The organism is Brevundimonas sp. A19_0 (assembly GCF_017744255.1).
In the GTDB taxonomy this organism is placed as follows: domain Bacteria; phylum Pseudomonadota; class Alphaproteobacteria; order Caulobacterales; family Caulobacteraceae; genus Brevundimonas.
The window spans coordinates 83,027-96,704 of record NZ_JAGHQP010000001.1 but is presented as its reverse complement, the minus strand read 5'-3'; the positions used below and the strand labels follow the sequence as shown (position 1 = coordinate 96,704).

Annotated in this window: 10 protein-coding genes and 2 tRNA genes; 8 read left to right on the top strand and 4 right to left on the bottom strand. The window is 67.5% G+C overall.

Annotated elements, in window-relative coordinates; all coding sequences use genetic code 11:
- Positions 1–30 precede the first annotated feature (30 nt).
- The 4 genes from J7346_RS00475 (at position 31) to J7346_RS00460 (ending at position 2,541) form a co-directional block, all read left to right on the top strand.
- Positions 31–1,041, top strand: a complete 1,011-nt coding sequence (locus J7346_RS00475) for a fumarylacetoacetate hydrolase family protein (protein ID WP_209116677.1) — start codon at positions 31–33, stop codon at positions 1,039–1,041.
- Positions 1,038–1,793, top strand: a complete 756-nt coding sequence (locus J7346_RS00470; protein WP_209116675.1) for a hypothetical protein — start codon at positions 1,038–1,040, stop codon at positions 1,791–1,793. Before J7346_RS00475 ends, J7346_RS00470 begins: the two co-directional genes overlap by 4 nt.
- 130 nt (positions 1,794–1,923) lie before the next feature.
- A tRNA-Leu gene (locus tag J7346_RS00465) sits at positions 1,924–2,008 on the top strand.
- A gap of 50 nt (positions 2,009–2,058) precedes the next feature.
- Entirely contained in the window at positions 2,059–2,541 is a 483-nt protein-coding gene (locus J7346_RS00460; RefSeq protein ID WP_209116673.1) for a hypothetical protein, read from the top strand.
- Between the two features lie 70 nt (positions 2,542–2,611).
- On the opposite strand, the gene J7346_RS00455 is transcribed toward J7346_RS00460, so the two are convergent.
- On the bottom strand, positions 2,612–3,949 hold the full coding sequence (locus J7346_RS00455; RefSeq protein ID WP_209116671.1) for a sigma-54 dependent transcriptional regulator: 1,338 nt from the start codon (positions 3,947–3,949) through the stop codon (positions 2,612–2,614).
- Positions 3,946–5,751 (bottom strand): ATP-binding protein, encoded by a 1,806-nt coding sequence (locus tag J7346_RS00450; protein ID WP_209116669.1) that lies wholly within the window; start codon positions 5,749–5,751, stop codon positions 3,946–3,948. The genes J7346_RS00455 and J7346_RS00450 overlap by 4 nt, the downstream gene beginning before the upstream one ends.
- A gap of 238 nt (positions 5,752–5,989) precedes the next feature.
- Between J7346_RS00450 and J7346_RS00445 the strand changes: the two genes are divergently transcribed.
- Genes J7346_RS00445 through J7346_RS00435 form a run of 3 tightly spaced genes read left to right on the top strand, consistent with a single transcriptional unit; the run spans position 5,990 to position 11,825 of the window.
- Positions 5,990–7,345, top strand: coding sequence for a dicarboxylate/amino acid:cation symporter (locus J7346_RS00445; protein WP_348521434.1), 1,356 nt, complete (start codon positions 5,990–5,992; stop codon positions 7,343–7,345).
- Between the two features lie 38 nt (positions 7,346–7,383).
- Positions 7,384–10,464, top strand: coding sequence for a TonB-dependent receptor (locus J7346_RS00440; RefSeq protein WP_245157528.1), 3,081 nt, complete (start codon positions 7,384–7,386; stop codon positions 10,462–10,464).
- A 14-nt stretch (positions 10,465–10,478) separates the two neighbouring features.
- Positions 10,479–11,825, top strand: coding sequence for a hypothetical protein (locus tag J7346_RS00435; protein WP_209116667.1), 1,347 nt, complete (start codon positions 10,479–10,481; stop codon positions 11,823–11,825).
- Positions 11,826–11,837: 12 nt separating this feature from the next.
- On the opposite strand, the gene J7346_RS00430 is transcribed toward J7346_RS00435, so the two are convergent.
- Positions 11,838–11,913: transfer RNA gene (locus tag J7346_RS00430), tRNA-Ile, on the bottom strand.
- A 451-nt stretch (positions 11,914–12,364) separates the two neighbouring features.
- Here J7346_RS00430 and J7346_RS00425 point away from each other — a divergent pair.
- A complete protein-coding gene (locus J7346_RS00425) occupies positions 12,365–13,114 on the top strand; it encodes an SIMPL domain-containing protein (protein ID WP_245157527.1) in 750 nt (249 codons plus the stop codon).
- A 58-nt stretch (positions 13,115–13,172) separates the two neighbouring features.
- Here the strand turns inward: J7346_RS00425 and panD are convergent, their stop codons facing one another.
- The gene (gene panD / locus J7346_RS00420; RefSeq protein ID WP_209116665.1) at positions 13,173–13,529 is read right to left on the bottom strand and encodes an aspartate 1-decarboxylase; all 357 of its coding nucleotides are present in this window, start codon (positions 13,527–13,529) and stop codon (positions 13,173–13,175) included.
- Positions 13,530–13,678 lie beyond the last annotated feature (149 nt).

Genomic DNA, 13,678 nt, shown 5'->3' with positions numbered 1-13,678 from the left:
CTCGCGTCGCAAACCGCCTAATCGTGGCTCATGAAACTCGCATCGCTGAAACATGGCCGTGACGGCCGCCTCGTCGTGGTGTCGGAAGACCTGAACTGGTTCACCGACGCCTTCCTGATCGCCCCGACCCTGCAGGCCGCACTGGATGACTGGGAGCGGTGCGAACCGCGCCTGCGTGCCCTGGCCGAAAGTCTGGAGCACGAGGCCGTGCCGCGCGGCCGCTTCCACGAGCGGGAGGCCGCCGCTCCCCTGCCACGTGCCTATCAGTGGGCTGACGGCTCGGCCTATGTGAACCACGTCGCCCTCGTGCGGCAGGCACGCGGCGCCGAAATGCCCGAGAGCTTCTGGACCGATCCCCTGATGTACCAGGGCGGCTCCGACGGCTTCCTCGGCCCCCGCGACCCCATTCCGCTGGCCGACCCGGCCTGGGGCTGCGATCTCGAGGCCGAGGTGGTGGTCGTGACCGGTGACGTGCCCCAGGGCGTGTCCCGCGAGGAGGCCCTCGGCTATGTCCGGCTGGTCGGACTGGTCAATGACGTCTCCCTGCGCAACCTGATCCCGGCCGAACTGGGCAAGGGCTTCGGCTTCGTCCAGTCCAAGCCCGCCAGTGCCTTCACCCCCGTGTTCGTCACCCCCGACTCGCTCGGCGACCGGTGGCAGGACGGCAAGCTGAAGGGCGCCCTGACCGTCACCCTGAACGGCAAACCCTTCGGCCAGGCCGATGCCGGCGATGACATGACCTTCGATTTCGGCACCCTGATCGCGCACCTGGCCAAGACCCGGTCGCTGGTGGCCGGCTCGATCATCGGCTCGGGCACGGTCTCGAACCGTGACGCCGACGGCGGCCCGGGCAAGCCGATCAGCGACGGCGGCCTCGGCTATTCCTGCATCGCCGAGGTGCGGACGGTCGAGACCATTCTGCGCGGCAAGGCCGAGACCCCCTTCCTCCAGCACGGCGACACTGTTCGCATCGAAATGCTGGACGAAAAGCATCATTCGATCTTCGGTACGATCGAACAGACCGTGGAGCCTCTGGGATGAAAGCGATCGTCGGCGCCCTGACAGCTTGGCTGGTGGCGGCCCCCGCCCTGGCCCAGGACGCCGACGACTGGGACTATGCCGAGGACTCTGCCCGTCAGCTGTCCATTGCGGCCGTGACCTTCGACAGTTTCGGCGTTGCCGCCAGATGCATGGACGGGCACTTCAGCCTGATCCTGTCCGGCCTGCCTGAAGGCAGCGGCGAGCGGACCCTGTGGGTACGGCTCAGGGACCGGCCGGAGCTCGAGGAGCCCTGGGTGTCCGAGGAGGGCAGCGGGACGCTTTTTTCTGTATGGCCACGATCCTCGGCCGCCGCCCTCAGCCGCGGCGGCCCCCTGTCGATCCGGGTGCCGGACGGCGACCAATGGCGTCGCTATGTGGTGGACCTTCCCCGGTCCGAAGCGTCCGTTGCGCGTGTACTCGCGGCGTGCGGCACGGGCATCGCCGACCTGCCGGTGATCGAGGTGGTGCCAGAGGATATCGAAACCCAGGGCCTGGCGTGGCTTCGCCGCCCGGACGTGAGCTTTCCGGGCGGGACGCCCGCATTCGGCCTTGCGGCCATTCGCTGCGAAGCGGACGCCGGTGGCCGCCTGATTAATTGCACTGCCGAGAGCGAGTTTCCGGTGGGGAGCGGTTTCGGCCGCTCCGCCGTCCTTGCTGCCCAGCGCACGGGCCGGGTCCGCGCGGCTGACGGCGCAACCCCCGATATCGCCGGTCGTACGCTGAACTTCGTCGTTCGATACAAGGTCAACTGAGCGGGACCTGATTTTCTCCAGCTCCTCGCCATCGAGTTCGAGGTGACCCCCGGAGAGGATATGATTGCCCGACCGGCCTCAATAGGCGTGGCATCGAACGGAATGATCCGCTAAATCCGCCGGACCTCACGCGGGTGTGGTGGAATTGGTAGACGCGCCGGACTCAAAATCCGGTTCCGAAAGGAGTGTCGGTTCGAGCCCGACCACCCGCACCATCTTGTTCAAGGCCGTGGATGTCACGCCTGCGAGCGCGTCGAAGGACACGATGCAGCGCTATCTGATTGGTCTCGCGATCGCATTGGTCCTGGCGCTGGCTCCCCTGCTCATCGGTCATGCCGGCCTTGACTGGCTCATTGGTGCGCTGGCGCCCGCGTGGCCTATCAAGGGCTCGCACTTTGCCCAGGCTTGCCGGGGCGATCCGGCAACGGGGCTGGCGGCGCATCATCTGATCCTCACCCTGCTGTGGTCAGGCGGGCTCATCGTTCTGGCGAATGCCCTCCGGACCAGCCAGAACAGGATTGATCGCGCCCTGGATCCGATGGCCTGGCGCATGCGCTACATCGTTCCGGCAGTCTATGTCTTCTTCGGCCTCTACTGTTTTGGCCCCCTGGTCACGACGTTCGGCGATCCGTTCGGTTGTGGGGCCGGGCGCAGCGGGTTCGTGACAGTCCTTATGACCCTTGGCGTGATGACCACCTTTATCGCATCCCGGTTCGTGATCTTCGCCACCTCTGGCAAGCGCGCCTGACCGCACCGGTTCCGAAAGGAGTGTCGGTTCGAGCCCGACCACCCGCACCATTTGACAATGAATGAGGGCCTCAGCGCGGGCGGTGGTCGGCGGGCTGGATGCCGTGGCGGGCCATCTTGTCGTAGAGCGTCTTGCGCGGAAGGTGCAGTGCCTCGGTGACCTTGCGGATGTCACCCTGGTGGGTGCTCAGCGCCTCGCGGATCACTTCGGCCTCATAACGCGCGACGCGCTGGGCCAGACCCTCGTCGACCTCGTCCGCCCCGGGCCCGTTGGTCAGGCCCACGGCGACCTGATTGGCAAAGTTCGACAGTTCGCGGAGGTTTCCGGGCCAGTCATGCTCGATCAGGCGCCGCCGCACGGCGTGGTCGATCGGGGGCAGGGGACGGCCCATCCGGGCGGCTGCGCGCGACAGAAAGCGCGCGAACAGGGTCTGGACGTCGTCGGCGCGCTCGCGCAGCGGCGGCACGCGCAGCTGGACGACATTCAGGCGATAATAGAGGTCCTCACGCAGGTCTCCGCGTGCGACGGCCTCGCCCGGATCGTTCTGGGTGGCCGCAAGAACCCGCAGGTCCAGCGCCCTCGGCTCGGTGGCGCCCAGCGGCAGGACCTCGCGCTCTTCCAGCACCCGCAGCAGGGTCAGTTGCGCCAGCCGTGGCGCCAGGTCGATCTCGTCGAGGAACAGGCTGCCCTGATGCGATTGCTCGATCTGGCCTTCGCGCCGCCGCGTGATTCCGGCGGCGTAGCCGGCATCCTGCCCCATCAGCTGGGCCTCGACCCCGGCGTCCGTCAGGGCGGCGCAGGTCACGGCGACGAAGGGGCGAGGCCGCCGTCGCCCGGCATTGTGTATCGCCCGCGCCACCGCCTCCTTGCCCGAGCCGGTCTCGCCCTCGATCAGCACGTCCACCTCGGCGTCGGCCAGCTGGCGGATCGCGCCGCGCAGGGCGACGATCGCCGGACTGTCGCCGCTCAGGGGGATCGACTCCTCCGTCTCGGCGGCCAGGGTGGCAAGGCGCCGGTTGTCCAGGATCAGGGCCCGCTTCTCCAGAGCGCGCCGCAGGGTTTCGATCAGCCGTTCGGGCGCGAAAGGCTTGGCGAGGAAGTCATAGGCCCCCCGCTTCATCGCTTCGACGGCGTCGGCGATATCGCCATGGCCGGTGATCAGGACCACCGGCAGATCGGGGTCGAGCGCATTCAGCCGGTCGGCAAATTGGCGACCGTCCATGCCCGGCATGCGCAGGTCGGTGACGACCACACCCTCGAAGCCCGCCCCTACGGACTTCAGCGCCACCTCGGCCGAGGGGTGGGCCGAGACCTCGAAGCCGGCCAGCTCCAGCCGCTCGGCCAGGGCCGCGCGGAAGGCATCGTCGTCCTCGACAAGGGCCACGGCATTCAGGGAGGCGAAGCTCATGAGGCGGCCTTCAGCACGATCTGGAACACGGTGCCGGACGCCCCCGGTTCGTGGGTCAGATCGCCCCCGAAGCCGGCCACGATGTCCCGGCTGATGACCAGCCCCAGCCCGAGGCCCGAAGCCTTGCTGGTGACGAAGGGCGTGAACAGGCGCTCGCGGACCTCGTCGGTGAGCCCCGGCCCATTGTCGGTCAGGCGCACAACGACCTTCCGACCCTGCCGGCGCGACGACAGGGCGATGGCGGGCGAGGGTACCCCGGCGAGCGCCTCGACGGCGTTCTGAAGCAGGTTCAGCACGACCTGTTCCAGCCGGTTGCGTTCGGCCTTCACCTTCAGGCCGGGGGTCAGGCCGGATCGATCCAGCCGGATGCCGCGCTCCTTCAGACGGGCAGACACCAGAAGGAGGGCGCCGTCGATGGCGTCCTCGACATCGACGGCCACGACCTCGGAGCGCGTCTTGCGGGAGAAGGCCCTCAGCTCATCCGTGATGGTGCCGACCCTCTCGGTCAGGCCGGCGATGGCGTCCAGGCACCGCCGCACGGCCGAGGCGTCGCCCCGCTCGGCATAGATGCCGGCCGTATCGGCCTGGGTGCGGATGGCGGCCAGGGGCTGGTTGATCTCGTGCGCCACCCCGGCAGCGATCTGGCCCACGGTCGCCAGCTTGTTGGCCTGCACCAGCTCCTCCTCGAGCATCTGGCGGTTGCGCTCCAGATTCTGGCGCTCCTCCATTTCATGGTTCAGGCGCTGGTTGGCTGCGCTCAGTTCGGCCGTGCGCAGGGCGACCTGACGCTCCAGTTCAGACCGGGCCGCCTCTTCCTCGGCTGCCCGGTTGCGGGCCCGTTGTCGCCGTCGCAGCAGGATCCCGCTGAGCCCGGCCAGCAGGGCGACGGTCAGAAGGGCGAGGATGCGGGCCGCCCCGACCGCGCGGGACATCATCTGATCCGCCGGCCACAGCAGGTGCAGCGTCCAGCCCAGCCCCATGCTGGTGTCGATTTCGTGGGCATAGAGCCGGGTGCCCTCGGGGCGCCGGATACGGATCAGGTCAGGCTCCTGGGCCGCGAACGGCATGTCCTGCAGGGGCTCGCCGATCGTCTGCTGTTCGGCCAGTTGCCGGCGGCGCGTTTCGCTGAGCGGGCGGGTGGTGCGGAACCGCCATTCCGGCGTGGTGGTGATCAGAACGACGCCATCCCTGTCGGTCACATAGGTCGGCTCGCCCGAGCTGCGCCGCGTCTCCTCCAGCGCATCGAACTCGACCTTGGCCACAATCACGCCGGCGGGTGCGCCGTCGGCATCGTCGATGCGGCGCGCCAGATAGAGGCCCGGTCGCCCGCTGACCGTGCCCAGCGCGAAGAAGGCCGCATCGCCGTCGCGCATGGCCTCACCGTAATAGGGGCGAAAGCGATAGTTGGATCCGACGAAGCTGGTCGGCTCGCGCCAGTTGCTCGCGGCCAGCGCCGTGCCGTCGGCGTCGAGCACATAGAGGGCTGCGGCGCGGACCTCCCCGGCCAGCTGTTCGAGCTTGGGATTCAGCCGGTCGCGGCGCTCGGCCGACGGCGCGGTGACCAGTGCCAGCAGCTCGGGGTCCATGGCCAGGACGGCGGGGACGGCCTGCTGCCGCTCCAGTTCGCTCTTCAGCACGGCCCCGTGCAGGATCGCGGCGGTCGCGGCCTGACGTTGCGTCGCCGCCTCCGCATCCAGCCGCGCAATGGAGCCGGCCACGGCCACCGCCACGGCGCCCAGCACGACCCACGCGAGCGCAAAGACTCGCCACTGGTTTGCGACCGACAGACGGGACAGGGGCATGGGCAAAGCATGCGGATTTTCGCACAAATGGCCACAACCCGTGTGCAAGTTTTCGCACAAAATCGCGGCGCGTCGTAGCAGCGCCTATCGAAAACCAAGCCAAATCATGTCGTTATTGCGGCGGCCCGTCACGCTTGCCGGGGCGGTCCATCGCTTTTGATACTGACGGCCTGTGATCCCGACCAACGGGGTCCGGGCGTAGCGGCGGCAATGATCCGCCGAGGGAGGTTGAGGTTTGATCCAGATCGATCAGGATTCGGCGCCGGTCGTGCATCGTCGCCCCTTCTGGCAGCACCTGTATTTCCAGGTGCTGGTCGCCATCACGCTCGGGGCCCTGATCGGCCATTTCTGGCCGGAGACCGGCGAGAGCCTGAAGCCCCTCGGCGACGGCTTCATCAAGCTGGTCAAGATGGTGATCGCCCCGGTGATCTTCCTGACCATCGTGCTGGGCATCGCGGGTATGCGCGACATCGGACGGGTCGGTCGGGTTGCCGCCAAGGCGTTCGGCTATTTCTTCGTCTTCTCGACCCTCGCCCTGATCATCGGCCTGACGGTCGCCAATGTGGTCCGGCCAGGGGACGGGCTGAACATCGATCCGGCCACCCTCGATTCCGGTGCGGTGGCCCAGTACGCCGAGGCCGCCCACGAGAGCACGATTACCGGCTTCCTGATGGGGATCATTCCCGACAGTCTGATGGGGGCCTTCACCTCGGGCAGCATCCTGCAGGTGCTGTTCATCGCCATCCTGTTCGGCATCGCCCTGGCGCTGATCGGGGATCGCGGCCAGCCGGTGATCGACCTGTTCGAGACGGTCAGCCTGGCGGTGTTCAAGCTGGTGGCCATTGTGATGAAGGCCGCGCCCATCGGGGCGTTCGGGGCCTTTGCCTTCACCATCGGGGCCTATGGCATTGCCTCGATCGCCAATCTGGCGGCGCTGATCGGGACCTTCTATCTGACCTCTCTGGTGTTCGTGCTGGGGGTTCTGGGCCTGGTCGGGATCGCCAACGGCTTCTCGATCTTCAAGCTGATCCGCTATCTGAAGGAAGAACTGCTGCTGGTGCTCGGCACCTCCAGTTCCGAAGCGGCCCTGCCCAGTCTGATCGCCAAGATGGAGCGCGCCGGCGCGGCCCGCTCGGTCGTCGGTCTGGTGGTGCCCACCGGCTATTCGTTCAATCTGGACGGCACCAACATCTATATGACGCTGGCCGCCCTGTTCATCGCCCAGGCGCTGAACATCGAGCTGACCCTGTTCCAGCAGATCACCCTGCTGCTGGTCGCCATGCTGAGTTCCAAGGGCGCGGCCGGGATCACGGGCGCGGGCTTCATCACCCTGGCGGCGACCCTGATGGTCGTGCCCGATGTGCCGGTCGCCGGCATGGCGCTGATCCTGGGCATCGACCGCTTCATGAGCGAGTGCCGGGCCCTGACCAACTTCATCGGCAATGCCGTGGCAACGGTCGTCGTCGCCCGCTGGGAAAAGGCGCTGGACGCCGACGCGCTGAGAGAGGCGCTGAACGGCCGGCCACAGCCGCTGGCCGCTGCGCCCGATCCGGCGGCGGGACCGGGCGACGATCTGGTTCTGGCGGACGACTGACCGCCGAAGAAACAAGAAGAAAATCGAGGGAGGACACCATGTTGAAGACGACACGCCAGGTGCTGATGGCAGGCTCGGCCCTGCTGACCGCATCGCTGTTCGCGACGGGGGCGATGGCCCAGTCGGCTCCGGCCGCACAGGATCCGCAGGAACCTGTGACCCAGGTCGACGACATCGTCGTGGTCGGCTCGAACATCCGGGGGGCCTCGACGACGGCGGCCCTGCCGGTTGTCGTCATGGACCGCGAGGCCATCCAGGACGCGGGCGTGGTGTCGGGCGACGACCTGTTCCGCTCCATCCCGCAGATGGGCGATGTGCTGTTCGATGCCGCCAACAATCCCCAGACCAGCAACTCGGCCCGGGGTGACGTCAACTCGGTCAACCTGCGTTCGCTGGGCGTCGGCAACACATTGGTGCTCATCAACGGGCGCCGCATGGTCCAGCATCCGACCAGCCAGGGCACGTCCGACACGGGCACGGTGCCGGTACTGAGCTACAACTCCAACGCCATTCCGGTCGCGGGCCTGGAGCGGGTCGAGGTGCTGCTGGATGGCGCGGCCGCCATCTATGGCGCCGACGCCGTGGCCGGTGTGGTCAACACCGTCATGCGCGACGACTTCGACGGCGTGACCTTCGAGAGCCAGTACGGCGGGGCCGAGGGCACGGGCTTTACCGAGCTGGAGCTGAACCTGTTCGCCGGCAAGGACCTCGATCGCGGCAACATCTCGCTCTACGCCAGCTATACCGACCGGTCAGAGCTGTGGGCCGACGAACAGGAGTTCACCCGGACCGACGACCTGCGCCCCCTGTTCGGCCAGTATGCGGGCTTCGAGACCACGGACGTGCCGGACGGACGCTCGTCCCACACCCCGTGGGGCCGCTTCCAGCTGCCGGGCTTCACCTCCTCGACCCGCCCGCGCTACTTCGGGACGCGGATTGCGTCCACCTCGGGCACCTTCCGCATCCAGCCGGCCAGCTTCGGCTGTGACGGCGCGCCGCTGGACGGCGGCCTGTGTCTGGTCTCGGGCGTCACCGCCTACAACTCCACCAACCGCGAGATGCGGTATGACACCCGGGTCGATACCACCGTCCGGTCGTCGATCGAGCGGGTGAACCTGTTCGCTTCGGGCTACTATGAGCTCACGGACTCGATCGAGTTCTTCGGCGAGGCGGGCTTCTATGCGGCCGAAAGCCATGCGGTGCAGCCGCCCGTCATCAACCTCAACGACCTGTGGATACCGGCGAGCAACTACTGGAATCCGTTCGGGCCGGTGACGTTCGCGGGTGGTGCCCCCAATCCCAATCGCCTGCCGGGACTGACCTTCGTTCCGGACGAGGGGCTGCCCGTCTACATGGGCAACCACCGCTTCGTGGACGCCGGCTTCCAGGACGTCACGGTCGAGAACTATCAGGTGCGCCTGCTGGGCGGTCTGCGCGGGGAATGGGCCGGCTACGACTGGGAGACGGCGCTGCTGTACTCCGGCGCCCGGGCCACCGACAGTTCGCCGAACGTGAACTCGACCGCGCTGCAGCAGTCGCTCGCCCTGTCCACACCCGACGCCTACAATCCGTTCAACGGCGGCTGCGTCGACACCCCCAGCTACGGCGATTGCACCCCGTCATCGCCCGTCGCCATCGACGCCATCCTGTTCCAGATGGAGCGGGTGTCGGAGACCACCCTGACGCTCGCGGACTTCAAGATGAGCCGCGGCGACCTGTGGTCCCTGCCGGGCGGCAATGTGGGCGTGGCCTTCGGCGTCGAGTTCCGCCACGAGACCCAGATGGACGACCGGGACGAGAACCTGGACGGCACCTTCACTTTCACCGACATGGTGTCGGGGGAGGTCAACCAGTCCAATGTCGCCGCTGTCAGCCCCAACCCGGATACCGAGGGCAGCCGCGATGTGTTCGGCGCCTTCATCGAGTTCGCGGTGCCGGTGGTGTCGCCGGAGATGAACATCCCGCTGGTGCGCAGCCTGGACGTGCAGCTGGCCGGCCGGTTCGAGAACTATTCGGACTTCGGCTCGGTGGCCAAGCCGAAGATCGCCCTGGCCTGGGACATCGTCGACGGGGTGCGGGTGCGGGCGTCCTACTCCGAAGGCTTCCGCGCGCCGAACCTGGAGCAGGTCAACGCCACCCAGTACGCGCGCCTCGCCACCAACACCGACTACATCCGCTGTGAAGCCGACCTGCGGCAGAACACGATCACCAGCTTCAACGACTGTGGCCGCACGGCCAGCGCCTCGCTGCTGATTGCCGGCAACCCGGACCTTGAGCCGGAAGAGAGCACCAACCGTTCGGTCGGTCTGGTCTTCCAGCCCACATTTGTGCCGGTCGAGTGGGGCGACTTCACCTTTACGGTCGACCACTGGAGCATCGAACAGGAGAAGATCGTCGGCCTGCTGGGTGCCCAGACCGCACTGGCGCTGGACTATCTGCTTCGGGTGCAGGGAAGCTCCAACCCGAACGTCGTGCGGGCCGCGCCCGATGCGGACGATGACGCCCTGTTCGACGGCACCGGTCTGGCCTCTGCGGGCACAGTGTTGTCGATCAACGACAGCTTCGTCAATCTGTTGCCGCAGACGGTCGAGGGGGTCGACTTCGGCATTCGCTGGTCCAAGCGCCGGACGGCGTGGGGCACCTTCAACTTCAGCCTCAATGCCTCGAAGATGCTCGAGTATTCGCGCCCGGCCGGTCCGATCGTGGACCAGCTGCTGGCGGCCCGCGAAGCCGGGACCATCAACCCGCTGACGCCGCTGCCCCTGACCAGCCAGCTGATCGCCGTGGATGGTCGCCCGGAGTGGCGGGCCATGGCCAACGTCAACTGGAGCAAGGGCCCCTGGCGGGTCGGCGTGACCGCGCACTACACGTCCGAGATCGAGCAGCCGGCCCTGCTGAGTGATGCGGGCGAGCCCTGGGTGGTCGAGGATCAGCTGACCTTCAACCTGTATGGCCAGTACGAGTTCGAGAACTTCGGACCGGCCTCGGGCGCGCGGGTCCGGCTGGGCGTCCGCGACCTGACGAATGAAGGTCCGCCGCTGGCCGAAGGGGGCTATCTGGGGTCGGTCTATCGCCCCTATGGCCGCTACTGGTACGCCAGCGTGTCGAAGACCTTCTGATCATGGTGCCGGTCATGTCCTCCCCTGACGTCTCTCCTGTCGGTCGGCGCTCCCCCTTCGGGTGGGGGCGTCGGCTGGCCGGGGTGGCGCTGGCTGTCGGACTGACCCTGGGGTGTGCGCCGGTCGTGGCCGGTCCGCATCCGGCACAGGATCCGCAGCCCACCCCCATCGACTGTCCGCAGTCGGTCGGAGCAGGCGTCACCTGTCTTTCGGTGCGCGATGAAGCGGGGGCGTGGCTGATCATCGCCCGGCCCGACGATTGGAACGGCCATCTGATCGTGCACGCCCACGGCGGCCCGCGGCTGGGCGAGCCGGAGCAGGGCGACTCGCTTGAGGATCTGGACCGGTTCTCGGCCATGGTTCGCGAAGGCTACGCCTGGATCGGCTCGTCCTATCGCAGGGGCGGATACGGCGTCCGTTCGGCTGCCGAGGATGTGGACCGCAGCCGCGCCCTGTACTGGAGCCTGTACGGGCGGCCGGAACGGACCCTGCTGCACGGCCAATCCTGGGGCGGCAATGTCGCCGCCAAAACCGCCGAACTGTACGGTACCGACGAGACCGGGGCGCTGACCTATGACGGGGTGCTGCTGACCAATGGCGTCCTGAACGGGGGAACACGCGCCTATCAGTTCCGCGCGGACCTCAGGGCCGTCTATCAGTACATATGTGGCAACCACCCGGCGGCGACGGACCCCCGATATCCGGTGTGGCAGGGCCTGCCGGCCGGAGCGCGCATGACCCGCGCCGAGCTGCGCCGCCGTGTCGTCGACTGCACCGGGATCGGCCTGTCGGGACGGGACCGGACCGCCCAGCAGAGCCGCCGGAAGCGCGAGCTTCTGGCCATCACCGGCCTTGAGGAGGACGAGCTGATCGCCCACCTGAACTGGGCCACCTTCACCTTCCAGGATCTGGTCCAGGTCCGGCTCGGGGGGCGGAATCCGTTCGACAACAGCCGGACGGTCTACAGCGGGTCCTCGGACGATGCCGCCCTCAACGCCGGGGTCGAGCGCTTCACCGCCGACCCCGAGGCTGTGGCCATGCTGGCCCACGACGCCGACCTGACCGGCCAGATCGTGGCGCCGACCCTGACGCTGCATGCCCTGCATGACCCGACGGTCTCCTATGCCGCCGAAGCGGTCTATTCCGGGACCGTTGCCGCCGCGGGGCGCTCGGATCTGCTGGTGCAGGTCGCGACCGACGAGGACCAGCACAGCAAGCTGGAGGACGCCAGCTATCTGACCGTCCTGGCCGCGCTGGAGCACTGGATTGGTACTGGCCGGCGCCCGGATCCCGCCGGCTTCCAGCGAGCCTGCCGCGACCGCTTCAGCGCCCGCGCCTGCCGGTTCGTCCCGCCGCGCTGAGCCGGGGGCGTCTGGTAGGCCCGGAGGGACTCGAACCCCCAACCAGACCGTTATGAGCGGTCGGCTCTAACCATTGAGCTACGGGCCCCCAGAGGCGTGTCCGGGCCTAGCAGGCGGACGGGATGTTGCAAAGAGTGTGGCGACGGCTGCGCTGCCCCCTCCACCGCTGCGCGGCCCCCTCCCCCGGCGGGGGAGGAATAAACACCGTCTGAATGGTCTGAATGGTCTGAATCGTCTGAATTCCGGACCATGGAGTCCCGGTGCAAAACAGACTCCACTTTCTCCATGGTGTCCGCGGATATGCGAGTGGCGTTCGAAAATAGCGTCTCCCTGTGGCTCCCGCAGGCTGATGGCCGGTATCCTGACACAGGTCGGAGGCAGGGCGGGCAAGTGGGGTCTTGTCAGCAGAAATCCGGCCGCGCGTCTTTCGCGATGAACGGAACCTGACCGGGGGGCGGGCGCGTTCATTCAGACGATATGGCCCAGGTTGGCCCCGGTGGCGTGCGGAAGTCGTGCGCCCCTCTCTCAAGGAGTTTTTCATGAACCGTTCCCCGCTCCGCCTGCTGATGCCGATGGCCGCCGCCCTGGCCCTGACCAGTGTGTCGGCGCCGGCCCTTGCCCAGTCGATGGGCGACGCGAGCCACCATATGATGGCCCCGCCGAACCTGAGCCTGTCGGCCTATGGCGAGGTGAAGGTCGCGCCGGACAAGGCGATGATCAATTTCGGCGTCATGACCGAGGCGGCGACCGCCGAGGAGGCCATGCAACAGAATGCGGAGCGCATGAACCGCGTCATGGCGGCTCTCCGTCGGGCCGGCATCGCCGAACGGGACATCCAGACCTCGGGTCTGAACCTCTCGCCGCAGTACGACTACCAGCCTGACCAGCCGCCCCGTCTGCGCGGCTATCAGGCGGTGAACCGCGTAACCGTCACGGTGCGCGATCTGGAGCGCGTGGGCTCTACGGCTGATGCCGTGGTCAGCGCGGGCGTCAACCAGATTGACGGGATCAGCTTCGGCCTGACCGACCGGACGGCGGCCGAGGATCAGGCGCGGCGTCTGGCCGTGCGGGACCTGCAGCGCAAGGCCAGCCTGTATGCCGAGGCACTGGGCGTGCAACTGGGTGGTATCCGTGGCCTGAACGAGGGCACCTCGATGAGCGTGTCGCCGCCGATGCCCTATGCGCGAGGCATGGCCGCGATGGAATCGGCGGACGCCGGGACGTCGGTCGCGCCGGGCGAGCTGACCGTGCGGGTGGATATCACGGGAATCTACGACCTGAACCGATAGGGTCGGGTGCAGAGCAGGAGAGGGGTGGCGCGCGGCGTCACCCCTTTTTCTTGCCTGCTCAGGCGGCGCGCTTGATGTGGTTGGCGTCGTCCAGCAGCACGACGGTGGGCGCATAGTTGCGGGCTTCCTCGGCAGGAAGCTGGCCATAGGTGACGATAATCACCTTGTCGTTCTTCTGGACCAGTCGGGCCGCGGCGCCGTTGACGCCGATGACGCGCGAGCCACGGGGAGCCTCGATGGCATAGGTGGTGAAGCGCGCGCCGGTCGTGATGTTCAGAACATCGACCTGCTCGTTCGGATAGATGTCCGCCGCGTCCAGCAGGTCGCGGTCAATGGCAATCGACCCCTCGTAGTCGAGGTCGGCCTGGGTCACCGTCGCACGGTGCAGCTTGGACTTCATCAGGGTGACCAGCATGGGGAGTGCGGTCTCCGGCATGGCGCGGGGAACAGCCCCCGCAGAGGGACGCCTCATATAGGGATCAGGAGGCGCGCTATCAATCACCATGCTGCGACGCAGCATCCGGCCTGCGACAGGTTCGCCTGTTACGGGACGTTCATTTGACG